The organism is Photobacterium sp. SP02 (assembly GCF_038519165.1).
Lineage (GTDB): Bacteria > Pseudomonadota > Gammaproteobacteria > Enterobacterales > Vibrionaceae > Photobacterium > Photobacterium halotolerans.
Genome location: NZ_JASJOJ010000014.1, coordinates 52304 through 74527 on the forward strand (window position 1 = coordinate 52304; position 22224 = coordinate 74527).

Annotated in this window: 24 protein-coding genes; 22 read left to right on the plus strand and 2 right to left on the minus strand. The window is 53.3% G+C overall.

Features of this window, described 5'->3' with window-relative positions:
* The first annotated feature begins 32 nt into the window (after window positions 1-32).
* From fliJ to P0Y67_RS08690, 22 genes are all read left to right on the plus strand, one after another.
* Window positions 33-473, plus strand: coding sequence for a flagellar export protein FliJ (gene fliJ / locus P0Y67_RS08585; RefSeq protein WP_342391553.1), 441 nt, complete (start codon window positions 33-35; stop codon window positions 471-473).
* A gap of 99 nt (window positions 474-572) precedes the next feature.
* The gene (locus tag P0Y67_RS08590; RefSeq protein WP_342391554.1) at window positions 573-2024 is read left to right on the plus strand and encodes a flagellar hook-length control protein FliK; all 1452 of its coding nucleotides are present in this window, start codon (window positions 573-575) and stop codon (window positions 2022-2024) included.
* 71 nt (window positions 2025-2095) lie between these two features.
* The gene (fliL, locus tag P0Y67_RS08595; protein ID WP_192014705.1) at window positions 2096-2584 is read left to right on the plus strand and encodes a flagellar basal body-associated protein FliL; all 489 of its coding nucleotides are present in this window, start codon (window positions 2096-2098) and stop codon (window positions 2582-2584) included.
* 7 nt (window positions 2585-2591) lie between these two features.
* Entirely contained in the window at window positions 2592-3638 is a 1047-nt protein-coding gene (fliM, locus tag P0Y67_RS08600; RefSeq protein WP_027253942.1) for a flagellar motor switch protein FliM, read from the plus strand.
* 12 nt (window positions 3639-3650) lie between these two features.
* Window positions 3651-4040 carry a flagellar motor switch protein FliN gene (gene fliN, locus P0Y67_RS08605; protein ID WP_342391555.1) on the plus strand — a complete coding sequence of 130 codons (390 nt, stop codon included), beginning with the start codon at window positions 3651-3653 and terminating at the stop codon, window positions 4038-4040.
* A gap of 5 nt (window positions 4041-4045) precedes the next feature.
* Window positions 4046-4438, plus strand: a complete 393-nt coding sequence (gene fliO / locus P0Y67_RS08610; RefSeq protein WP_342391556.1) for a flagellar biosynthetic protein FliO — start codon at window positions 4046-4048, stop codon at window positions 4436-4438.
* Window positions 4438-5289 (plus strand): flagellar type III secretion system pore protein FliP, encoded by an 852-nt coding sequence (gene fliP, locus P0Y67_RS08615; RefSeq protein WP_446728818.1) that lies wholly within the window; start codon window positions 4438-4440, stop codon window positions 5287-5289. The genes fliO and fliP overlap by 1 nt, the downstream gene beginning before the upstream one ends.
* A 19-nt stretch (window positions 5290-5308) precedes the next feature.
* Window positions 5309-5578: a flagellar biosynthesis protein FliQ gene (fliQ, locus tag P0Y67_RS08620; RefSeq protein ID WP_027253946.1), complete on the plus strand. Its 270-nt coding sequence runs from the start codon at window positions 5309-5311 to the stop codon at window positions 5576-5578.
* An 11-nt stretch (window positions 5579-5589) separates the two neighbouring features.
* Complete coding sequence (gene fliR / locus P0Y67_RS08625) at window positions 5590-6369, plus strand: flagellar biosynthetic protein FliR (protein ID WP_192014709.1); 780 nt, start codon at window positions 5590-5592, stop codon at window positions 6367-6369.
* Window positions 6370-6390: 21 nt separating this feature from the next.
* A complete protein-coding gene (flhB, locus tag P0Y67_RS08630) occupies window positions 6391-7521 on the plus strand; it encodes a flagellar biosynthesis protein FlhB (RefSeq protein ID WP_342391557.1) in 1131 nt (376 codons plus the stop codon).
* A 192-nt stretch (window positions 7522-7713) separates the two neighbouring features.
* On the plus strand, window positions 7714-9810 hold the full coding sequence (gene flhA / locus P0Y67_RS08635) for a flagellar biosynthesis protein FlhA (RefSeq protein WP_342391558.1): 2097 nt from the start codon (window positions 7714-7716) through the stop codon (window positions 9808-9810).
* A gap of 67 nt (window positions 9811-9877) precedes the next feature.
* Window positions 9878-11455, plus strand: a complete 1578-nt coding sequence (flhF, locus tag P0Y67_RS08640; RefSeq protein ID WP_342391559.1) for a flagellar biosynthesis protein FlhF — start codon at window positions 9878-9880, stop codon at window positions 11453-11455.
* Window positions 11448-12335 carry a MinD/ParA family protein gene (locus P0Y67_RS08645; RefSeq protein WP_027253951.1) on the plus strand — a complete coding sequence of 296 codons (888 nt, stop codon included), beginning with the start codon at window positions 11448-11450 and terminating at the stop codon, window positions 12333-12335. Before flhF ends, P0Y67_RS08645 begins: the two co-directional genes overlap by 8 nt.
* The gene (locus tag P0Y67_RS08650; RefSeq protein WP_027253952.1) at window positions 12328-13053 is read left to right on the plus strand and encodes an RNA polymerase sigma factor FliA; all 726 of its coding nucleotides are present in this window, start codon (window positions 12328-12330) and stop codon (window positions 13051-13053) included. The genes P0Y67_RS08645 and P0Y67_RS08650 overlap by 8 nt, the downstream gene beginning before the upstream one ends.
* A gap of 56 nt (window positions 13054-13109) precedes the next feature.
* Window positions 13110-13481 (plus strand): chemotaxis response regulator CheY, encoded by a 372-nt coding sequence (cheY, locus tag P0Y67_RS08655; RefSeq protein WP_036748874.1) that lies wholly within the window; start codon window positions 13110-13112, stop codon window positions 13479-13481.
* Between the two features lie 35 nt (window positions 13482-13516).
* Window positions 13517-14239: a protein phosphatase CheZ gene (locus P0Y67_RS08660; protein WP_342391560.1), complete on the plus strand. Its 723-nt coding sequence runs from the start codon at window positions 13517-13519 to the stop codon at window positions 14237-14239.
* Between the two features lie 9 nt (window positions 14240-14248).
* Window positions 14249-16435 carry a chemotaxis protein CheA gene (locus P0Y67_RS08665; RefSeq protein WP_342391561.1) on the plus strand — a complete coding sequence of 729 codons (2187 nt, stop codon included), beginning with the start codon at window positions 14249-14251 and terminating at the stop codon, window positions 16433-16435.
* Window positions 16436-16501: 66 nt separating this feature from the next.
* On the plus strand, window positions 16502-17644 hold the full coding sequence (locus tag P0Y67_RS08670; RefSeq protein ID WP_342391562.1) for a protein-glutamate methylesterase/protein-glutamine glutaminase: 1143 nt from the start codon (window positions 16502-16504) through the stop codon (window positions 17642-17644).
* A gap of 9 nt (window positions 17645-17653) precedes the next feature.
* Complete coding sequence (locus tag P0Y67_RS08675) at window positions 17654-18433, plus strand: ParA family protein (RefSeq protein WP_337113089.1); 780 nt, start codon at window positions 17654-17656, stop codon at window positions 18431-18433.
* Window positions 18423-19880 carry a chemotaxis protein CheW gene (locus tag P0Y67_RS08680; protein ID WP_342391563.1) on the plus strand — a complete coding sequence of 486 codons (1458 nt, stop codon included), beginning with the start codon at window positions 18423-18425 and terminating at the stop codon, window positions 19878-19880. Before P0Y67_RS08675 ends, P0Y67_RS08680 begins: the two co-directional genes overlap by 11 nt.
* A 22-nt stretch (window positions 19881-19902) precedes the next feature.
* Window positions 19903-20397, plus strand: coding sequence for a chemotaxis protein CheW (locus P0Y67_RS08685; protein ID WP_027253958.1), 495 nt, complete (start codon window positions 19903-19905; stop codon window positions 20395-20397).
* Window positions 20397-20828: a DUF2802 domain-containing protein gene (locus P0Y67_RS08690; protein WP_192014717.1), complete on the plus strand. Its 432-nt coding sequence runs from the start codon at window positions 20397-20399 to the stop codon at window positions 20826-20828. The genes P0Y67_RS08685 and P0Y67_RS08690 overlap by 1 nt, the downstream gene beginning before the upstream one ends.
* 167 nt (window positions 20829-20995) lie before the next feature.
* Here the strand turns inward: P0Y67_RS08690 and P0Y67_RS08695 are convergent, their stop codons facing one another.
* Together P0Y67_RS08695 and P0Y67_RS08700 are read right to left on the minus strand one after the other, a co-directional pair.
* Entirely contained in the window at window positions 20996-21295 is a 300-nt protein-coding gene (locus P0Y67_RS08695) for an EscU/YscU/HrcU family type III secretion system export apparatus switch protein (RefSeq protein WP_161445717.1), read from the minus strand.
* A complete protein-coding gene (locus tag P0Y67_RS08700) occupies window positions 21292-22140 on the minus strand; it encodes a hypothetical protein (protein WP_342391564.1) in 849 nt (282 codons plus the stop codon). Before P0Y67_RS08700 ends, P0Y67_RS08695 begins: the two co-directional genes overlap by 4 nt.
* Between the last annotated feature and the right edge of the window lie 84 nt (window positions 22141-22224).

Genomic DNA, 22224 nt, shown 5'->3' on the forward strand with positions numbered 1-22224 from the left:
GAAACACCTAAACGGCATGGCTGGAGGCATGGATGTCTGATCAGGCACTGACCCTGATTCTTGAACAGGTCAAAGACAAAGAACATCACGCTTTTCTGGCTCTTCAGCAGGCCAAGCGGGATTTGGACAGCTTTTATCAGCAGCGCGAACAAATTGAAAAGTACCGCTACGATTACTGCCTGCAACTGACCGAGCGCGGCCAGAATGGACTGACGGCCAGTCAGTTCAGCCATCTGCATAAATTCCTGGGCCAGTTAGACGAAACTCTGGTTCAGCAGGGAGCGGCCGGCCGAGAATTTGAACGCCAGGCAGAGCAATGCGCTGAGTTGTGGCAACAGGCCCGTACTGAACGAAAGTCAGTTGAATGGCTGCTGGAAAAAAAACACACAGAGCGGGAACAACGTCTGGCACGTCAGGAACAAAAGTTAATGGATGAGTTTGCCACATTGCAATCTGCCCGCCGCCGGTGTTAGTCGCTTATCGCAGTCAACTCAAGAGCTGGTTCACTTCTTGCATGGTTTTGAGTATAACCACGACTTTGGTCGTCAAATAATTGTCAGTGTAAGGTAGTTATGAAACCGTCCAGCAGCATTTCTGTCGATTTTAGCACGTCCGGATCCTCCGTCCGGCCGGGTAAGCCTGGTCGTTCTGACAGCCGTGAAGAGCCCGGAGTGTCGGGTTTTTCATCACGACTTGAGTCTGCCGTCCACAGTGAAAGCAAGGCGGCGCCTAAGCGTCAAAAAATTGAATCGCCAGCCGCGCAGCCGGCAAAAGCCAGTGACAACGCCGCGCAATCACATAAGGCGAAAGACAGCCAGCGGCAAGAAAGTGCAGACACAGTGACAGCCGATAAAGCATCGGAAAAAACGGCGGATGCCACCCAGACAGCGGCAGGCGAGAGCCCTGAGTCTGAGAGCACCGAAGAGAGCATCCGTGCCGAGGCAGAAGCACTGTTAGACCGACTCAATGCCTCCAGCCAGCAGCTGCAAATGGCAAAAGATGGCAAAGAATTGCCACCTGAGTCTGAAAGCAGTGACGCGCAAGGGGCGGATGTCGCCTTATTATCGGCAGGCGTCCCTCTGCAACCCGGAGCTCAGGCGCTGAACGGTGATATGACTGAGGCCGGGGATGAGCCGAGTATGGCTGGCGGGCAATCGGGTAAACTTGCCGAGATGCTGGCCGCGGTCAGCAAAGGGACGGCATCTGATGCCAAAGGTAAGGGCGAGAAACCTGACTTGACCCTGGTGGCCGGCTCGGTTCAGTCCGCCATTCAGGGTGACGCCAAGGCGGGCAGCGAAGGAGACACTCAGCCAGACTGGCTCAGTGACGCCATTGCCCGGCTTTCTGCTTCTGCCAAAGGCGGGGAAGCGGGCTCGGCTGACGGTGCAAGTGCGAATCAGGCCGGAGCCGGTCAAGCGGGCGTCTCTGCCTCGCTTCAGGCGGCTTTGGCTGATGCCGGGCTGCAGATGGACACCGCGCAAAAAGACGCCATGGCGACAGGGCCGGCATCCGGCACCAATGCGATCACCGGGCAGCCTACTTCACTGGCTGCGATGCAGCGAGCTGAAGCGCAGGCGCAGCCCACCGCACTGCCATTACAAAAAGAGATGGCTGGTGAGCAACTGGCGGAGCGGGTACAGATGCTGATGAGTAAAAATCTCAAGCATGTCGATATTCGCCTGGATCCGCCTGAATTGGGCCGGATGCAGATAAAACTGGCCATCAATAACGATCAGGCCTCAGTCCAGTTCCATGTCGGTAACGCGCAGACCCGGGATCTGGTTGAACAGGCCATGCCGCGACTGAGAGAGCTGTTACAGCAGCAGGGTATTCAGTTGACCCAGGGCAGCGTCCAACAGGACGGTAATCAGCAATTTGCCGGCCAGCATACCGGCACTCAACAGGGTGAAGAAGGCATGGCCGGCGGCGGTCAGAGCGGCCAGTCGCAGCGGGATGATGACGATGGCAATGCGATTGCCGTGACTGTCAGTGAACAAAGCGACGGCATTGATTATTACGCATGACCCCCGGCGATATAGCTGGCATCCTGCGAGACCCAAGTGACTATTATTGACCCGCGAACGGAATTGGAAATATGGCTGAATCAGCGGCAACGACAAATAGCAAAAAACGCATTTTATTGATTTTAATTGCTTTGGTCCCCGTACTTCTGGGGGGCGCAGCAGCCTGGTTTTTCCTGTCTGACGATCAGTCTGCTGCTGATAGCGACGGCATGTCGGCAAGCCAGTCTTCAGGTAAGCCGGAACCGGCTTATTATGTGATTTTGCCGCATCCCTTTATCTTTAACGTAACTGGGGATACCCAGCAGCGGCTGGTACAGGTGAAAGTACAACTCATGGTACGTGGTGATGAGAACGATACTCTGGCCCGTCAACATATTCCTTTGGTAGAAAGTACCCTGCTTCAATCTTTCGGTGCAGCCAGTGTGGAGCAGCTTCGTTCTCCCAGCGGACGGCTTGAACTCCGTCAACAGTCGCTGCAATCCGTGCAGTCTGCGCTGGTGAAAGTGTCTGGCAGCCCTGTGGTCGAACAGGTACTGTTTACTGGCTTTGTAATGCAATAGGTTCCCAGTGACTGATTTATTAACCCAAGACGAAATTGATGCGCTGCTGCATGGCGTCGATGATGTAGAGGATGATCACCCCCGGCAAGAGGAAGGCACTGGGGTTATATCGTTCGACTTCTCATCGCAAGACCGCATTGTCCGTGGCCGGATGCCGACGCTTGAGCTTATCAATGAGCGTTTTGCCCGCCATATGCGGATCAGTTTGTTCAATATGCTGCGCAAGACGGCAGAAGTGTCGATCAATGGCGTACAGATGCTCAAGTTCGGCGAGTACCAGAACACACTTTACGTTCCTACCAGTCTGAACATGGTGCGTTTTCGTCCCCTGAAAGGCACGGCCTTAATCACCATGGAAGCCCGGCTGGTCTTTATTCTGGTAGAGAACTTCTTTGGCGGCGATGGCCGTTTTCACGCCAAGATCGAAGGGCGTGAATTCACCCCGACTGAGCGCCGCATCGTTCAGATGCTGCTGAAACTGGTGTTTGAGGATTACCGCGAAGCCTGGTCACCTGTGATGGGCGTGGAGTTCGAATACCTGGATTCCGAAGTGAACCCGACCATGGCCAATATCGTCAGCCCGACAGAAGTGATAGTGGTGAGCTCTTTCCACATTGAAGTGGATGGCGGCGGCGGCGATTTCCACGTGGTGATGCCGTATTCCATGGTGGAGCCGATCCGCGAATTGCTTGATGCCGGCGTCCAGAGTGACAAAATGGATACCGATGTCCGCTGGAGCAAGGCCCTGCGGGATGAGGTCATGGATGTCGAAGTGAATCTGCGTGCCAAATTACTCGATATTGACCTGACGCTGCGGGATCTGATGGAGCTGCACTCCGGTGATGTGATACCGATTGAATTGCCGGAAACGGCCACGCTCTACGTTGAAGACCTGCCGACTTACCGCGGAAAAATGGGTAAGTCAGGCGATCACGTAGCGATAAAGATTTCCAAGAAACTGAAGCGGCCAGATACGGTGAAAACGGACCTCGCCTTCTTAGACGGTGATGAACTGAGTCCGACTTTCTCCGCCACTGACCCGATTGACGATTAATACAGGTGACTTATGTCAGATAAAGATCAACAAATTGCTGACGACTGGGCGGCAGCCCTGGCTGAGCAGGCCGACGACAATATTGAAGCGGCACCGCTGGAAGAACTCACAGACGAAAGTACCCCGATTTCTGATGAAGAACGTCGTCGTCTCGATTCCATCATGGATATTCCGGTCACGATTTCGATGGAAGTCGGGCGCACCAAGATCAGTATCCGTAACTTACTGCAACTGAACCAGGGTTCGGTCGTTGAACTGGATCGTGTCGCCGGTGAGTCGCTGGATGTCCTGGTCAATGGCACTTTGATTGCCCACGGTGAAGTGGTGGTGGTCAACGATAAATTCGGTATTCGTCTGACCGATGTGATCAGTCAGACTGAACGTATTAAGAAGTTGCGGTAACAGGGATGAAAGCATTGAAAAGCACTTTGCTCGCTGCTCTGGCCGTGATCAGCCAGCCGGTATGGGCGGCCGGGGCGCCGGAGCTGGATATGGGCACTACGATAGGTTCGCTGGTGCTGGTACTGGTTCTTATCGTGTTTCTTGCCTGGCTGCTGCGCCGCATGAAATTGCCGGGTGTGAGTGGCGGAGATAACGGGCTGCAGATTGTCCGCCAGGTGGTGGTTGGCCAGCGTGAGCGAATTGTGCTGGTACAGGTGGGTGATGAGCAGTTGCTCATTGGTGTGACGCCGCAAAATATTTCAATGCTGACCAAGCTGGAAACGCCCTTGCCGGTCAGTGCTGGTGCAGGCAACGGTGAGTTTGCTCAGCAACTCGGTAAGTTGTTGAAAAGACAATGATGTATAGATCTCACTTCTTTATCTGGATTATCGCTGCACTTTGTCTGCTGCTGTCCGGCATGGCGAGTGCGCAGAGCGAAGATGGCGGGCTGGGCAATGTGGCGGGCAATAATGTCACCGTCAGCGAGATGCAGAGTGACAAAGGGGCGGCAACCCTGCTGACCACCAAAGGCGGGGGCGGCATTCCGGCGTTTTCTGTATCGGTGAACCCGGATGGCACTGAAGATTACTCTGTCACGCTGCAAATCCTGGCCTTGATGACAGCGCTGGGCTTTTTGCCGGCCATAGTGATCCTGATGACCTCATTTACCCGTATCGTGGTGGTGATGTCGATTTTGCGTCAGGCGCTCGGTCTGCAGCAGACCCCGTCAAACCAGGTGATTATCGGGATTGCCCTGTTCATGACTTTCTTTGTCATGTCCCCGGTATTGGATGAGATCAATACCAAGGCCGTTCAGCCCTATATCAATGAAGAGCTCTCTGCCCGTGAAGCCCTGACGATTGCCCAGGATCCGCTGCGCCAGTTCATGCTCAAACAAACGCGGGTGAAAGATCTGGAAACCTTCGTTGATATGTCGGGATCGCAGGCGACCGATCCCCAGCAAGTCCCTATGACAGTCTTGATTCCCGCTTTTATCACCTCGGAGCTGAAAACGGCGTTTCAGATTGGCTTTATGCTGTTTCTGCCTTTTCTGGTCATCGATCTGGTCGTGGCTTCAATATTGATGGCCATGGGTATGATGATGCTGTCGCCGATGATAGTCTCACTGCCGTTTAAATTAATGTTGTTCGTACTGGTGGATGGCTGGAACCTGATCCTGTCGACACTGGCCGGCAGCTTCGGCACCTGATGACAGGGAGAGACAGACAATGACACCTGAAGCCTTCGTCGAAATTTTCCAGGAAGCCCTGTACATGGTCCTGGTGATGGTCTGTGTGATCGTCATACCCGGCTTGCTGATTGGTTTGGTGGTGGCGGTTTTCCAGGCCGCTACCTCAATCAATGAACAGACGTTAAGCTTCCTGCCCCGTCTGGTGATCACCCTGGTTGCGTTGATGGTGTTTGGTCATATGATGACCAGAATGCTGATGGATTATTTCCATCGCATCATTGAGCACATTCCTCAAATCCTTTACTGAGCAGATAGGTCATGACGTATCCGGCGGAAGTCATACTAGATTGGCTGGCCAATTATTTTTGGCCGCTGACCCGCATCGGCGCCATGATGATGAGCATGACCTTCTTCGGCGCCCGTTTCGTGTCGATGCGCATCCGGCTGTATCTGTCGCTGACGGTCACTTTTGCGGTGATGCCTATGCTGCCTCAGGTGCCTGATATTCCTCTGTTATCCTTTGAGGGCTTTCTCACTACAGGCCAGCAGGTGATCATCGGTGTCGCTATGGGGCTGGTTACTCAGTTTGTCACCCAGACATTCGTATTGTTAGGGCAGATCCTGGGTATGCAGTCCAGTCTCGGATTTGCCTCTATGGTCGACCCGGCAAACGGACAAAACACCCCAGTGCTGGGCCAGCTGTATATGATGCTGGCGATCATGTTATTTCTCGCCACTGACGGTCATCTGGCGATGCTCAGGCTGGTGGTGCTGAGCTTTACCACTTTGCCGGTCGGCCAGTCAATGTTGCAGGCGGTAGATTACCAGCAGCTGGCGGGCTGGTTCGGCTGGATGTTTAAAGCCGGTTTAAACATGTCGCTGGCCGGGATTATTGCGCTGCTGACGGTGAATCTCTCGTTCGGTGTCATGACACGTGCGGCACCTCAGCTGAATATTTTCTCCCTGGGCTTCTCGTTTGCGCTGTTGCTGGGGTTGTTTGTCAGCTGGTATCTGTTAATGGGTATTCAGGCCCAGTATGAAGAGCACTGGCAACTGGGTACAGAGCAAATCTGCAGCCTGATCAGGCTGGATTGCTGATGACGGACAGGAGGGAGTCTGATGGCTGAGTCAGACGGACAAGAACGTACTGAAGACGCAACCCCCCGACGGTTGCAGCAGGCGCGGGAAAAAGGTCAGGTCGCGCGCTCAAAAGAACTGGCGTCGGTTGCGGTCCTGGTATCGGGAGCGGTTGGCCTGATGTGGTTTGGCGAAATGCTGGCCGTTGCTTTGAGTGAAGTGATGCGCAAGTTCTTTACCCTCAGCCGCGAGGAAGTGTTTGATTTTACCAAACTGCTGTCGGTCACCGGCGATGCCATAGTGCATATGCTGTGGCCATTGCTGCTGGTGTTGATATTCTTGTTTGTGGCGGCACTGATTGGCGCTTCCGCCCTGGGCGGAATCAGCTTTTCCGCCGAGGCGGCAAGGCCCAAGCTCTCAAGAATGAACCCGGCCAGCGGTCTTAAACGTATGATTGGCAAGCAAAGTGCCGTTGAGCTGGTGAAATCCATCCTCAAAGTCACTTTGGTGGCCGGTGTGGCCTATTACCTGATGTACAGCAGCCTGGAAGGTTTCTTTCAGCTCAGCATAGAGATCTATCCGAGCAACATCTTTCATGCGCTGGAGATTTTACTGCGCTTTGTCTTGCTGATCTGTTGCTCGCTGCTGGTGGTGGTGGCTATCGATGTGCCGTACCAGATCTGGCAGCATAACGAGCAGCTGAAGATGACCAAGCAGGAAGTCAAAGACGAATATAAAGATGTCGAAGGTAAACCTGAGGTCAAAGGCCGTATCCGTATGCTGCAGCGTGAAATGGCGCAGCGGCGCATGATGGCGGAAGTGCCAAAGGCCGATGTGGTGATTACCAACCCGGAGCACTTCTCTGTGGCCTTGCGTTATGATCCCACGCTGGATAAGGCGCCAGTGGTCATCGCCAAAGGGACAGACCACATGGCGATGAAAATCCGGGAAGTGGCCAACGAATATAAGATTGATATTGTGCCTGCGCCTCCGCTGGCACGCTCCCTCTATCACAGTACCGAGCTGGAGCAGCAAATACCGGATGGCTTGTTTGCCGCTGTGGCGCAGGTGCTGGCGTATGTATTCCAGTTGAAACAATACCGGCGCGGCAATGGTAAGCGACCCAAGTTATCGGCAGGCGCGGTTGATATTCCTGCTGAATTACGGCACTGATGACCTGCTGCAAAATGTTTTGGCTGCAGGTCAAAAAATTGACATGTCAAGGCGGTATAAATTTTGCTTTATGCGAAGCTTAGCCCGTTCAGTTGTCTGCGATTCACCGCCGCACCCAGTGTCAGACAGTGAATACGCGGTGGACACTGAGTGAGCACTGACGATTAACCCATTCCAACCAAATAAGAATGCATGAAGCTGCCGATACCCTTTTCAGATAAATTGCCTTTACACCGATTGCAGTCACTGCCTGCAATCGGCGCCCCTGTCATGGTACTGGCAACATTGGCGATGGTTGTGTTGCCAATGCCAGCAATGCTGCTGGATATGGCCTTTTCTTTTAATATTGCCCTGGCCCTGGTGGTGCTGCTGGTTACTGTGTACACCCGCCGCCCGCTGGATTTTGCGGCTTTCCCGACCGTACTGCTGATTGCCACCCTGCTCAGGCTGGCACTGAACGTAGCGTCAACCCGGGTTGTCTTGCTGAACGGCCATGAAGGCCCGGAGGCGGCGGGCCAGGTGATCGACGCCTTTGGTTCTGTGGTTATCGGGGGGAACTACGCGGTTGGTTTGGTGGTATTCCTTATTCTGATGATCATCAACTTCATGGTGGTCACCAAAGGTGCCGGCCGTATTTCCGAAGTCAGTGCCCGCTTTACCCTTGATGCCTTACCGGGTAAGCAGATGGCAATCGATGCCGATCTCAACGCCGGGCTCATTGATCAGGAGCAGGCACGAACGCGGCGCAGCGAAGTCACCAAAGAAGCCGACTTTTACGGTTCGATGGACGGTGCCTCTAAATTTGTCAAAGGGGATGCCATTGCCGGCATCCTGATCCTCTTCATCAATATTATTGGTGGCCTGATTATTGGTATGGGCCAGCATGATCTCAGCTTCAATGAGGCGATTCATATCTACAGCCTGCTGACCATAGGTGATGGTCTGGTAGCGCAGATCCCGTCTCTTTTGTTGTCCATCGGCGCTGCCATGATGGTGACTCGTCAAAATACTGACGAAGACATGGGACAGCAGATGCTGTTCCAGATGTTCAATAACCCCCAGGCGCTTATCATCACAGGCGGGATATTGTTCGTGATGGGTATCGTTCCGGGCATGCCGCATATTCCGTTTCTGCTGCTGGCGCTGATCATTGGTCTGATTGCCTACTGGCGGGTCAAGAAAGCGCAACAGGCAAAAGTGCTGGCAGAATCCGCCCCGCCTGAGGCGCTGGACAGCAAACCCGTCACCAAAGAGCTGTCGTGGGACGATGTTCAGCCTATGGATACCATCAGCCTGGAAGTCGGCTACCGCCTGATCCCTATGGTCGATAAAGAACAGGGCGGCGAGTTGCTGGAGCGGGTAAAAGGCGTTCGGAAAAAACTGTCGCAGGATTTCGGCTTCCTGGTGCCGCCTGTCCATATCCGCGATAACCTGGAATTACCGCCCAATACCTACCGTATCAGTCTGATGGGGGTGAACAATGGCGAATCAAACATTCACCCTGACATGGAGCTGGCCATTAATCCGGGTCAGGTGTTTGGCAGCCTGGAAGGGGAACGGACGACCGATCCCGCCTTCGGGCTGGAAGCGATCTGGATTTTAGAATCGCAGCGAGAGCATGCTCAGGCATTGGGCTATACGGTTGTTGACGCTGCCACTGTACTGGCAACCCATCTGAGTCAGATTCTGGTGAACAATGCTTCTCAGTTGCTCGGGCATGAAGAAGTTCAGAACCTGCTGGAAGTGCTGGGGCAGTCGACACCGAAACTGGTGGACAATTTTGTCCCTGATCAGCTGCCGTTAGGGGCTGTGGTGAAAGTGCTGCAGAACCTGCTGCATGAAGGTGTGCCTATCCGGGATATCCGCACCATAGTTCAGACTTTGTCCGAGTATTCCGGTAAGAGTCAAGATCCCGACATTCTTACTGCCGCCGCACGTATCGGCCTCAAACGACTAATTGTTCAGGAAATCAATGGAATAGAACCTGAGTTACCTGTTATCACCCTTGTTCCTGAGTTGGAACAAATATTGCATAAAACAATGCAGTCAAGCGGCGGCGAGTCCTCCGGTATCGAGCCGGGTCTGGCAGAACGTCTGCAGCGCTCTTTGACCGAAGCCACACATCAGCAAGAGTTGAAAGGCGAACCGGCTGTACTGTTAACGTCTGGCGTACTGCGCGGCACGTTAGCCAAATTTGTGAAAAACACCATCCCGACACTGCGGGTGCTTTCTTATCAGGAAATCCCTGATGAAAAGCAAATCCGTATTGTGAATGCAGTGGGTAACTAGGTGTCCCCAGGCTGACTGAGTCAGCCAAAACGTGCAGGGTAATGCGTCACCGGATGGGAAGACTGAATTGAAAATTAAACGATTTTTTGCCAAGGACATGCGAACCGCGCTGAGTGAAGTCAAAGAACAACTCGGTGCCAATGCGGTGATTATGTCCAATAAGAAAGTGACCGGCGGTGTTGAGATCGTGGCGGCGGTAGACAATGACGCCAGCGAAGCCAAGGTGCCGTCACCGTCACAACCTGCCCGTGATGCCTTAGCTGAACGTTTTGGCGAGGCCAGACGCAAATTGGCTGACGACAAGGTACAGCTGCAGCAGCCCGGCAGCGGCCACTTTGCCAAGGTGCTGCAAAATTATGCTCAGGATCCTGAAACCGAAGTGGACTCCCTGTCAGCCTTATTGCAGCGCCAGTCGAAGCACACCGGCGGACACCCTGCTGAACGTCAAGGATATGACTATTCTTCCCGTCCTCAGTCTGAGAACAGCCCTTACGGCAGTGACAGGCGTCAGTCTTCCCACCCTTATGGGGCGGGCGGACGTCAGCCTGCGCCGAATGCTTACGGTGACTACCGCCAAAATCATGACGCCGACGCTCCGGCAGGGCGCACCGGCCGGGCAAATCCAGCGGCGGCGAGCCAGAAAAGCAGTGCTTTTCAGAACCGACTCGATCCCAGCCGCTATGAACAGCGCGCGCCGCGTCGTGACGATGATCTTGATGCCATGCGCAGCGAGATGGCGTCGATTCGTCGTCTGCTCGAACACCAGCTGTCCGGTTTGATGTGGCAGGAGGTTGAGCGTCGCGAACCGATGCGGGCCATGATGATTAAGCGCCTGGAAAAAATGGGCTTATCAGCCGAGCTGGCCGATCAGCTGGCTTGTTATATTCCTGAAGATGTCCAGCCGCACAAGGCCTGGTCATCTTTGCTTCAGTTGCTGGCCGACCAGATCATTACCACAGATGACTGTATTCTCGAAACCGGGGGCGTGGTCGCACTGCTCGGCCCGACCGGTGTCGGAAAAACAACGACAATCGCCAAACTGGCCGCCAGAGCGGCGATGGACTTTGGTCCGAATGAAATCGCTCTGGTCACCACAGATACCTATCGTATCGGTGCCCATGAACAGCTGGCGACTTATGGTCGAATTCTGGGCTGTCCGGTAAGAGTTGCTAAAGATGCCGAAGAGCTTGCCGATATACTTCATCAGTTACGGCATCGCCGCCTTGTACTGCTTGATACAGCAGGCATGGGGCAAAGGGATCTTCGCCTGCAGGAACAGCTGGATACCCTGATGCACAATAGTGGCTCACAAATTCGTAGCTTTCTGGTATTACCGGCGACCTCCCAGCGCCGCGTTCTGCACGAAACCATTGAGCATTTTCGTCGTATCCCGCTGTCGGGTTGCGTGCTGACTAAGCTGGATGAAACCCTCAGTCTGGGTGAAGTTATCAGTGTCACACTGGAAAGTGCTTTGCCGATCGCATATCTGGCGGACGGTCAACGAGTGCCTGAAGACATTAAAGTCGCCACAGGACACTTCATGGTTAACCGTGCAAACGAGTTGTTGGAAAACGACATGGGCCAGCAAACCCACTTCTGGAGCAGCGATAGCGCAGATAACCAGGGGGCGGATTTTTATGATTGAGAACATGATGCACGATCAAGCAAGCGGCTTGCGCCGTATGACAAAACTGGCCTCGACCAAAGTGATCACCGTCAGTGGTGGTAAAGGCGGTGTGGGTAAAACCAACATCACACTGAATATGGCAATTGCCATGGCCCGTCAGGGCAAGAGAGTGATGGTGCTGGATGCCGACCTTGGCCTGGCCAATGTTGATGTGATGCTGGGGCTGCGAGCGGGTCGTAACCTGTCTCATGTCCTGTCGGGTGTGTGCGATCTGCGGGACATCATTATCGAAGGTCCTTACGGCGTAAAAATCATACCGGCTTCTTCAGGCACGCAAAATATGGCGGAACTGTCCAGTGCTCAGCACGTTGGCCTGATCCGCGCGTTTGCCACCCTTGAAGATGAAGTGGATGTCCTGCTGGTAGATACTGCCGCAGGGATCTCAGATATGGTATTGAGTTTTGCCGGCGCGGCCCAGGATGTACTAATTGTAGTGTGTGATGAGCCGACCTCTATTACCGATGCTTATGCGCTGATTAAAATCCTGAACCGTGAATATCAGGTACAGCGGTTTAAAATTGTGGCCAATATGGTACGCAGTTACCGCGAAGGGCGAGAGCTGTTTGCCAAGCTGACCCGGGTGACTGAACGGTTTTTGCAGGCCAACATGGAGCTGGTTGCCTGTATTCCATTAGATGACAGGGTACGTCAGTCTATTAAGCGACAAAAAGTGGTCGTGGAAGCTTTCCCACGAAGCCCAGCGGCACTGGCCCTGACAACGCTCGCCAATAAAGCGTTAACCTGGCCGGTACCGAACAATCCGGCCGGACATCTGGAATTTTTTGTTGAAAAGTTATTAGTTAAACCAACACCTGAAGAGGTACCTCTGGGTGAATAAAGCACAAACATACGGCCGATATCAGGAATCCCCCCATGCGTTTGTTGAGCGGTATTCGTCACTGGTGAAGCGGATTGCGCATCACCTGATGGCGCGATTGCCACCCAATGTGCAGCTGGAAGACCTGATCCAGGCTGGCATGATTGGTTTGCTGGAAGCACAACAGAACTATGACCCGAGCAAAGGTGCCAGTTTTGAAACTTTTGCCGGAATTCGAATTCGGGGCGCCATGCTGGATGATATCCGCCGTGGCGACTGGGTTCCCCGCTCTGTGTACAAAAACAACCGCCGGATATCTGAAGCCATTGCTCAATTGGAAAGCCGTCTCGGCCGCGATCCGAATGACCAGGAAATTGCTGAATATCTCGAAATGACACTCGAACAGTACCATCAGGCATTAAATGATGTTAATTGTGGTCGCCTAGTGGGTATGGACGACCTGGGTGTCTCAGAAGATACGGTAGCAACCGAAGATTCAGTGGCAGAAAATCTCCCTTTTCAGGATGTTGCGGACGGCAGTTTTCGCCACGCACTGGCTGGTGCCATTCGCACATTGCCGGAAAGGGAAGCGCTGGTGTTGTCGTTGTATTACGACGAGGAACTCAACCTCAAAGAAATTGGTGCCGTTTTAGGTGTCAGTGAATCCCGTATTTGCCAGATTCACAGTCAGGCAATGCAGCGTCTGCGGGCCAAGTTGTCTGCTTGGACTGCTTCATAAACACACGATTTAGAAGAAACACTGTGACCTCAGTGGAGGCAACTTTGAATAAAAATATGAAAATCCTCATTGTTGATGACTTTTCAACAATGCGCCGTATCGTCAAGAACTTACTACGTGACCTGGGCTTTAATAACACCCAGGAGGCGGATGATGGATTGACTGCGTTACCCATGCTAAAGAAAGGCGACTTCGATTTCGTGGTCACCGACTGGAATATGCCGGGCATGCAAGGCATTGACTTGCTCAAGCAGATCCGGGCCGATGCCAGCCTGAAACACCTGCCAGTACTGATGATTACTGCTGAAGCCAAGCGCGAGCAGATCATCGAAGCTGCTCAGGCCGGTGTCAATGGCTACATTGTTAAGCCATTCACCGCTGCCACGCTGAAAGAAAAACTGGATAAGATTTTCGAGCGTATGCAGTGATGCCGTCAGTGTGACGCTAACTAGGGTAGACACATATGATTTCACTTGAACAGGCGAAACAACTCGTCGCGCTGCTGGAGCAAGACCGGCAAGAAGACGCGGATGAGTTGTTCCGAAGCCTGGTGTCGGATTGTCGGGATCCGATGTATCTCGAAGTGGGTAAATTGACGCGTCAATTACATGACTCATTGCAGAATTTTCGTCTGGATCCCCGTATTGCTGATTTAGCGACTACCGACATTCCTGACGCGCGTGGACGTCTGAATTATGTGATAGACAAAACCGAGGAAGCGGCCAACAGAACCATGGATGCTGTTGAAGGCACCCTCCCTATCGCAGATTTATTGCGTGAACGTCTGATGCAAGTGAAACCCCAGTGGCAAAGTTTAATGCACGGGGAGATCACCCTTGGCGAATTTAAACGGCTTTGTCACGATATTGACGCATTATTAGTTCAGCTCGACGGTGACAGCGAGCAGCTTCACCGTCATCTGACCGATATTCTGATGGCACAGGACTTCCAGGATTTGACAGGCCAGGTTATTCGCAGAGTGATCGAACTTGTTCATGAAGTGGAGCATCAGTTGGTTGAGATTCTGAAGGCTGCCGGTATTGAACAGAGTGAAAGCTCAGTGGTCGTGAGCCAGAAAGACAAAACACTCTCCCCGGAAGGGCCAATTATCAACAGTGCTGAACGCACTGACGTTATGTCTACCCAGGATGACGTCGATGATTTGCTATCAAGCCTTGGATTTTAGGGGAAGCTTATGAGCTTTGATTTAGACGAAGATATCCTGCAGGACTTTTTAATCGAAGCCGGGGAAATTCTGGAATTACTTTCCGAGCAGTTAGTAGATTTGGAACGTCGTCCAGATGATACAGATTTGCTGAATGCCATTTTCCGCGGTTTCCATACTGTTAAAGGTGGTGCCGGGTTTTTGGCGTTAACGGCATTGGTTGACGCTTGTCACGGTGCTGAGAATATTTTTGACTTACTCCGTACCGGTAAACGCACTGTGACGTCAGAGCTGATGGATGTGATCCTTCAGGCTCTGGATACCATCAATGTGATGTTCTCGCAGGTGCAGGATCGTGAGCCGATTGAACCCGCGGAACAAAGCCTGCTGGATGCGCTGCATTATTACAGCCAGCCACCGGGTGCCGCAGAGCTGGCGGCGGCTGTCTCAGCCCCGGTATCGGTTGAAGCTCCCGTAGCGGCACCGGTACCGGCTTCGCCTGAACAGCCCGCGATTGCCGGCGGTTCGGTTGATGAAATCACCCAAGATGAGTTTGAGCGCCTGCTCGATGAGCTGCATGGTGCGGGCGGAAGCCCAAGCGCCGCGCCAGCCAGTGCTGTTCCCAGTGCTGTTCAGAGCGCACCTGTCTCGACCGACATCGACAATGGCGATATCACTGACGATGAGTTTGAACGCCTGCTTGATGAGCTGCACGGTATAGGTAACGCGCCTGGAACCGAAACCCCGGGTGCTGACCTGTCAGCCGCGCCAGTTGCTGCGCAAGCGACCGAGTCGCCTGCCGCGAATGTGGCAGGGGCCGGCGATAGCGACTTAATGACAGATGACGAATTTGAACGTCTGCTTGATGAACTGCACGGTAGTGGTAAAGGACCGTCAGATGAAGAGCTGGCGATCGCGACCAAACCGGCTTCCGCGTTACAGGCAAAAGCTGAACCTGCGCCTGTCACCTCTCAGTCTGTGACTGAGATGCCACAACCTGTGGCGGAGCGTAAAGCAACAGGGTTAAAAGAAAAATCCAAGACTCAGGCTGAAGCCACAGTACGTGTCGATACATCTACGCTGGACACCATAATGAACATGGTTGGCGAGCTGGTATTAGTCCGTAATCGTCTGATCAGCCTGGGCCAGAACAGCAATGACGAAGAAATGTCAAAAGCTGTATCGAACCTGGATGTGGTGACCGCAGACCTTCAGGGTGCGGTAATGAAAACGCGTATGCAGCCAATCAAGAAAGTCTTTGGCCGCTTCCCACGCGTTGTGCGCGATCTGGCCCGTAGCCTGAAAAAAGAAATCGTGCTGGAAATGCGCGGCGAAGAAACCGATCTCGATAAGAATCTGGTGGAAGCGCTGGCCGATCCGCTGGTTCACCTGGTGCGTAACTCGGTCGACCACGGTATTGAAATGCCGGATGTGCGTGAGAAAGCCGGCAAGCCTCGCATTGGTACCGTGCTCTTGTCTGCAGCGCAGGAAGGGGATCATATTTTGCTGACTATCGAAGATGATGGCGGCGGTATGGACCCGGATCGGCTGCGTCAAATCGCCGTGGATCGCGGTGTGATGGATGCCGATGCCGCTGCGCGTCTGTCTGACAGCGAATGTTATAACCTGATCTTCGCGCCCGGTTTCTCGACCAAGAAAGAAATTTCAGATATCTCCGGCCGTGGTGTCGGTATGGATGTCGTAAAAACCGCTATCAGCCAGCTGAATGGTTCCATTTATATTGATTCCAATCTGGGCAAAGGCACACGCATTGATATTAAAGTGCCGTTGACGCTGGCCATTTTGCCAACGCTGATGGTTGGTGTGGCTGACCAGCCATTTGCACTGCCTCTGGCCAGTGTGAATGAAATTTTCCATTTGGATCTCAGTAAGACCAATGTGGTTGATGGGCAGCTGACTATCATTGTGCGCGATAAAGCGATCCCGCTATTCTATCTTCAGGACTGGCTGGCAGGTCACAGTACTTCCAAGCGGGAAAAACAACTTGGGCATGTGGTGATTGTGCAGATAGGCCACCAGAGAATGGGCTTTGTGGTGGATACGCTGATCGGTCAGGAAGAAGTGGTGATTAAGCCACTCGATGAGTTATTGCAGGGCACACCCGGTATGGCGGGTGCCACCATCACCAGTGATGGTCACATTGCACTGATTCTGGATGTCCCCAACCTTCTGAAACATTACGCAGGCCGCAGATAATAATAATTGACAGGGGCTTAGAAGGCCCCTGTTCATTCAGGCCTGATTGCTTACGGAAAGATAAACATGGCTGTAAAAGTGTTGGTGGTGGACGACTCCAGTTTTTTCCGCCGCCGGGTGAGTGAAATTATTAATGCGGATCCGCGCCTTGAAGTGATTGGCGATGCTGTTAACGGTAAAGAAGCCGTTGAAAAAGCGCGGACACTGAAACCTGACGTCATCACTATGGATATCGAAATGCCTGTGATGGATGGTATCACCGCAGTGCGCGAAATCATGAAGTCGAACCCGACCCCTATCCTGATGTTTTCTTCGCTGACCCATGAGGGCGCGCGGGCAACATTAGATGCTCTGGACGCGGGGGCGTTAGACTTTCTGCCGAAAAAATTTGAAGATATTGCGCGTAATAAAGACGAAGCAATCTCTTTGCTGCAAAAACGTGTCGCTGAGCTGGCCCGTAAACGTGTCTTTATGCGAGCGCCTGTGCGTACCAGCAGCCCGGTCACGCCATCGTCAGCCGATCGCCCGCTGACGTCAAGCCGCCCGGCCGCAGGTACGGCCGCCGCCACGACGCTGACACGCTCAGTACCGGCACCGGTTCGTCCGACCGCGCGGTTTAAAGCGACAGGTAAACAGTATCAGCTGATGGCGATAGGTACATCGACCGGCGGTCCTGTAGCGTTACAAAAAATTCTGACTCAGTTGCCTGGCTCATTTCCGTACCCGATTGTTTTGGTGCAGCATATGCCCGCAACATTCACCGCGGCCTTTGCGGCGCGTTTGAATAACCTTTGCAAAATCGGCGTGAAAGAGGCCGAAGATGGCGATGTATTGCGTGCCGGTACCGCTTATCTGGCACCTGGCGGTAAACAGATGATGCTGGAAGGCCGCCCGGGCAATGTGCGTTTGCGTATTATTGATGGTGGCGATCGCATGAACTACAAGCCTTGTGTCGATGTCACTTTTGGCTCTGCAGCCAAGGTGTATCATGACAAGGTGCTGTCGATGATCCTGACCGGAATGGGCGCTGACGGGCGTGACGGATCGCGTATGCTGAAGTCTGCCGGTGCAACTGTCTGGGCACAGGATGAAGAAAGTTGTGTGGTATACGGTATGCCACAGGCGGTTGCCAAGGCGGGGATATCGACCGAAGATCTTCCTTTGGATCGCATCGCTGAGCGTATTCTGATTGAGGTTGGCTTAGCTTAAGGAGATGTCGTGGTAGTCTGGAGCATTGCCAACCAGAAAGGCGGCGTGGGGAAAACCACGACTACTGTCAGTCTGGCGGGCCTGTTAAGTGAACGAAACAAGCGCGTATTATTGGTGGATACTGATCCGCATTCATCACTGACGACATACTTAAATTTTGATTCTGATCGCCTGGAATCCAGCCTGTTTGATTTGTTCCAGCTGTCGACGATTGACCGTGACACTGTCAAACCACTGGTGCTGGAAACACGGTTTAACAATATCCATCTGATACCTGCGCACATGTCGCTGGCGACCCTGGATAGAGTCATGGGGACTCGCAGCGGCATGGGACTGATTCTGAAAAAGGCGCTGAAATGCCTGGAAGAAGAATATGATTATGTGCTGATTGACTGCCCCCCGATCCTGGGGGTCATGATGGTGAATGCGCTTGCTGCCAGTGAGCGCATCTTAATTCCGGTGCAAACGGAATTTTTGGCGATGAAAGGTCTGGAGCGCATGATGCGTACTTTGCAAATCATGCAAAAATCCAGGCCGGATGAATTCAAAGTCACGATTGTGCCAACCATGTATGACAAACGAACCAGGGCCTCGCTGGAAACCTTGCAGGAACTGAAGTCGCGTTATGCCAATCAGGTCTGGGCTTCAGCTGTGCCCATTGATACCAAATTTCGTGATGCCAGTATCAAGCATATGCCGCCATCCCTGTATGCCCGTGGCTCTCGCGGTGTGTTTGCGTATAAAACTTTACTGAATTATCTGGAGCGGCTGGGTCAAGATGAGCGATAACGCAAAGCTGTCCAGTGAACAGGCATTAGATGATTACTTTTTCGGGCTGCTGGATGATTCTTTACTGCCCGAAGAGGATGGCGCCGACGCTGTCGGCCCGCAGGATGACTTGTCGGCGTCAGCGGAAGAGCACGACGGCCAGGCGTTGTTGTCTGATTCTGTTGTTGATGCAGCGGCTGAGCTGCAAAGCGGCTGTGAGCCCGATGATGCGATAAGCCTCACGGAGAAAGCCCTTACGGAGAAAATCCAGACTCATCAGCCATTTGATTTTAATAGTCTGGACCAATCCGGGCGAGATAACGCGTCTGTGAACTCGTTTGCTGAAGGGGGCGAACCGCCGTCACTGCGGGCAATGGCAGCCCAACGGCCGAACGCAGCTGCGCCGGTTTCGTTGTCCGCAGAGCCGGAGCTGAGTGTACCTGAAGTCAGGTTTACCCCGCCGCGGACGAGAACGGATCTTGAGCAGTTGCAGCGTCTTCTCGACCAAATGTCAGAGATGCAAGAGGAAGTGATTGTTGAAAGTGAAGCCTGGATTGCCGAGCAACAGCAATTGGCGGAACTGGAAAAACAACAACAAGAAGATGTTCAGCAAAAAGATGTTAAGCCAGCCGTTTTAGACGACCCGGGCTGGTTTGAGGATGACAGCGCGCTGACTCAGCATCAGGACGCTGCGCCAGAGCCGCTGCAAAAATCGTTGGCAGTGGCTGCGCAGCCGTCAGAGGATAAGCCGGCCCCATATGCAGAGCCGCAAACCAGTGTCCAGCTGATGCAGATGCTGCCTAAGGTTGCTGAGGCTCCGGCTGTTGCTGAAAAGCCGGCACCGGCGGCTGAATTGGAAACAAGCTCTCAGCCTCAGAGTGAAATAGTTGCAACGGCGCCTGTTCCAGACATTCTTGATAAAGAAGAAAGTGTGCAGGAAACTGTGGCCGAAGCCGCACCTGAGCCTGAGCTGGCACCTGAGCCGCCACCGCCGTCCTGGACGCTACCTGACGCCAGTGAGCAAACAGAATTTCAGGCGCTGTTTTTTGCTGTCAACGGGGTGACTTTTGCTGTTCCGCTGACAGAGCTGGGAGGGATTCACCAACTGGGTGAGATGAATCACCTGATTGGCCGCCCGGACTGGTATCTTGGCTTGCAGCCGGTACAGAACCGAAAACTGGATGTGGTGGATACCGCCAGATGGGTGATGCCTGAATCTATCCGCAATGATGACCATCAGGAAAACTACCGCTATGTGGTCATGTTGGGAGAAAGTAAGTGGGGACTGGCTTGTGATCAACTTCACGGAACAGAAACCCTGACAAAACAAAGTGTTCGCTGGCGAGAAAAGGCAGGTAAACGGCCTTGGCTGGCGGGTATGGTTAAAGAGAAAATGTGTGCTTTAATTCATGTCAATGAACTCATTTCCATGCTGAAAGCGGGTTTGGACGTGAAGAGCGTTTTGTGACGATGGCCGGAGAGGATACAGCATGTCGCAGGTAAGTGTTGCCGAGATTCAAAAAGAAGACAGTAACGACCAGGTATTACAGTGGGTGACCTTCCAGCTGGAAGAGGAAACCTACGGTATCAATGTAATGCAGGTTCGTGAAGTGCTGCGTTATACTGAAATCGCCCCGGTTCCGGGTGCGCCGGATTACGTACTGGGAATTATCAACCTGCGTGGCAATGTGGTCACCGTGATTGATACCCGTGCACGGTTTGGCCTGATGTCAGGTGAGATTTCAGATAATACCCGTATCGTAATCATTGAAGCTGAAAAGCAGGTTATCGGTATTATGGTCGACAGTGTGGCAGAAGTGGTTTATCTGCGCAGCTCTGAAATCGACAGTACGCCAAGCGTGGGCACAGATGAAAGCGCCAAGTTTATTCAAGGCGTCAGTAACCGTGATAATCAACTGCTGATCCTGGTTGATCTGAACAAGCTCCTGTCTGATGAAGAATGGGAAGAGATGGCGTATCTCTGATGCCTGCTATCTTGCTTGAATGGCTGCCTTTGGTTGTTGCTTTGCTGGCAGTGGTGATAGCGGTTGTGCTGGTCCGGCGTGAGCGAAAAGCACGCCAGGATCTGGAAACCAAGTTTGCAGCAGCAGAGTTGCTGTTAAAAACCGCCAGACAGCAGCAGGAAAGCTTAACCAAACAGTTTCATGAGTTGCGTGCGGGTACGATGGCAATGAGTAATAAAATGGCCATATTAACCCGCCAGCAGGAAGAGTTGTCTGAGCGTCAGGGTGAAATGGCCATGCAGGATCCCGATGGCCGCCTGTACAGCCGCGCCAGTAAAATGGTCGAGCTGGGTGCCGACGTCAATGAGCTGATGGAAGAGTGTGATTTGCCGAAAGCGGAAGCTGAACTGCTGTTACGGTTACAGCAGCGCATGAACAAAGGCCGGCGATAGCACTGTTGCTTGCTGGCTGTTGTTTGTGGATAGTGACGCCTTGCCGTTTTTATTCACGGCTCAGCTATTCACGGTTTCGGTTATTCACGGCATCCGTGTATAGCTTCGGTACAAGCCTTAGTACATAGCGTTGGCGCCTGGTCCTGCAGCTTCACTGCGCAATAGCGTCAGACGGTTTCGTTTACAGACACAGGCCCTTCCCATCCGGGAGGGGTTTTTCCGTTTAAGACCCAGGAAAAAGCGATCAGTTCGGCTATGATCACGAACAGGGCGGGCGGGATGTTATCCCCGGCCTCCAGGTTGTTGAGGTACTCAGCCAGTGCCGGATCCTGGTGAATCAATCCTCCCTGGGCTTTGACCTGCTCAATGATCTCTCTTGCCCAGTCGTCATAGCCTTTCGCTGACACATACGGGGTGTTATAGCCATCGTAGCTCAACGCGATAGCCCGGTTTTGTTCTGTTGTCATACGCTGATCCTGATGCCGCATTGTGGGTGGATGTCCGGCGCTGAATCGTCATGGGTTGGGGTCTGATGAAAACTCACGGACTCACAGTTAATCTCCAGCTGTTTCAGGCGACGCATTAGCTGAGGTGTTAACTGTTCAGTCAATGCCAGTATGTCTGGCTGCTCGCAACTGAAAGCCAGGCTGAGCTGGCTGTCCTGCCAGACGGCCGTGGCTTCCAATGTATTTGACTCACCGACAGGCAGTCCCAGTTTGACTGTCCAGGCCCGGCCGGGTGACTGGCGTTTCGATGCTTGCTGTGATGCGTTTGAATGCACACTGAGACGGATTTCGCGGCCGTTACTCTGCGGTAAGTGCAGTATAAAAGGCGTGTTTTCGTCGCGTCCGGCTGGCGCGCCGGCAATACGCTGCTCGGCAGCGAGGCGGATCAGCGCTTTGAGTTCGGCTTGCGAATCAGCCGGCAGGCTGGCGAGTAACTTGGCAAGCGGACTGTCGGGCTGCGTCAGCTGGGTCACCAGTACTTTCAGGCTGTCTTTACCGGCCCCTTGCTGTAGCCAGGGTGCGATATCGGCCGGCGTGCGCGGCAGCACCAGCTGAGACAGCCATGATGCGATCGGCGAACCCTGGCCGCTCACCGCAGGAGGCAAATTGGCAAATAATCGTTGCAACACATGAAGTTGTGTTAGCAAGTGTGAAAGTTGGCTGATTTGCTGGCCGGATTGGAATACAGTTGCCCCTGCCTGAGCTTGATTTGCATGGCTGACCGAAGCGGTCTGCTGCGGCGCAGCTGTCTTAGATGCACTGGCCGCTGCAGGCGGATAAGCGGAGGATTGAGATATAGAGGTCACATTTACATACCTTGCTGCCGGATCTATAACAGCCTGAAACTAACAAAGATCTCAGTCGCTGTGATATTATCCGAGGATTATTTG

Excerpts from the sequence above, each read along its gene's own strand:
- P0Y67_RS08690 (WP_192014717.1), top strand. The coding sequence starts at position 20,397 with ATGCCTGCTATCTTGCTTGAATGGCTGCCTTTGGTTGTTGCTTTGCTG.
- fliJ (WP_342391553.1), top strand. The coding sequence starts at position 33 with ATGTCTGATCAGGCACTGACCCTGATTCTTGAACAGGTCAAAGACAAA.
- P0Y67_RS08660 (WP_342391560.1), top strand. The coding sequence starts at position 13,517 with ATGATTTCACTTGAACAGGCGAAACAACTCGTCGCGCTGCTGGAGCAA.
- flhA (WP_342391558.1), top strand. The coding sequence starts at position 7,714 with ATGAAGCTGCCGATACCCTTTTCAGATAAATTGCCTTTACACCGATTG.
- P0Y67_RS08590 (WP_342391554.1), top strand. The coding sequence starts at position 573 with ATGAAACCGTCCAGCAGCATTTCTGTCGATTTTAGCACGTCCGGATCC.
- P0Y67_RS08685 (WP_027253958.1), top strand. The coding sequence starts at position 19,903 with ATGTCGCAGGTAAGTGTTGCCGAGATTCAAAAAGAAGACAGTAACGAC.
- P0Y67_RS08695 (WP_161445717.1), bottom strand. The coding sequence starts at position 21,295 with ATGACAACAGAACAAAACCGGGCTATCGCGTTGAGCTACGATGGCTAT.
- fliN (WP_342391555.1), top strand. The coding sequence starts at position 3,651 with ATGTCAGATAAAGATCAACAAATTGCTGACGACTGGGCGGCAGCCCTG.
- cheY (WP_036748874.1), top strand. The coding sequence starts at position 13,110 with ATGAAAATCCTCATTGTTGATGACTTTTCAACAATGCGCCGTATCGTC.
- fliO (WP_342391556.1), top strand. The coding sequence starts at position 4,046 with ATGAAAGCATTGAAAAGCACTTTGCTCGCTGCTCTGGCCGTGATCAGC.
- flhB (WP_342391557.1), top strand. The coding sequence starts at position 6,391 with ATGGCTGAGTCAGACGGACAAGAACGTACTGAAGACGCAACCCCCCGA.
- fliR (WP_192014709.1), top strand. The coding sequence starts at position 5,590 with ATGACGTATCCGGCGGAAGTCATACTAGATTGGCTGGCCAATTATTTT.
- fliQ (WP_027253946.1), top strand. The coding sequence starts at position 5,309 with ATGACACCTGAAGCCTTCGTCGAAATTTTCCAGGAAGCCCTGTACATG.
- P0Y67_RS08645 (WP_027253951.1), top strand. The coding sequence starts at position 11,448 with ATGATTGAGAACATGATGCACGATCAAGCAAGCGGCTTGCGCCGTATG.
- fliL (WP_192014705.1), top strand. The coding sequence starts at position 2,096 with ATGGCTGAATCAGCGGCAACGACAAATAGCAAAAAACGCATTTTATTG.
- P0Y67_RS08665 (WP_342391561.1), top strand. The coding sequence starts at position 14,249 with ATGAGCTTTGATTTAGACGAAGATATCCTGCAGGACTTTTTAATCGAA.
- P0Y67_RS08670 (WP_342391562.1), top strand. The coding sequence starts at position 16,502 with ATGGCTGTAAAAGTGTTGGTGGTGGACGACTCCAGTTTTTTCCGCCGC.
- fliP (WP_446728818.1), top strand. The coding sequence starts at position 4,438 with ATGTATAGATCTCACTTCTTTATCTGGATTATCGCTGCACTTTGTCTG.
- P0Y67_RS08680 (WP_342391563.1), top strand. The coding sequence starts at position 18,423 with ATGAGCGATAACGCAAAGCTGTCCAGTGAACAGGCATTAGATGATTAC.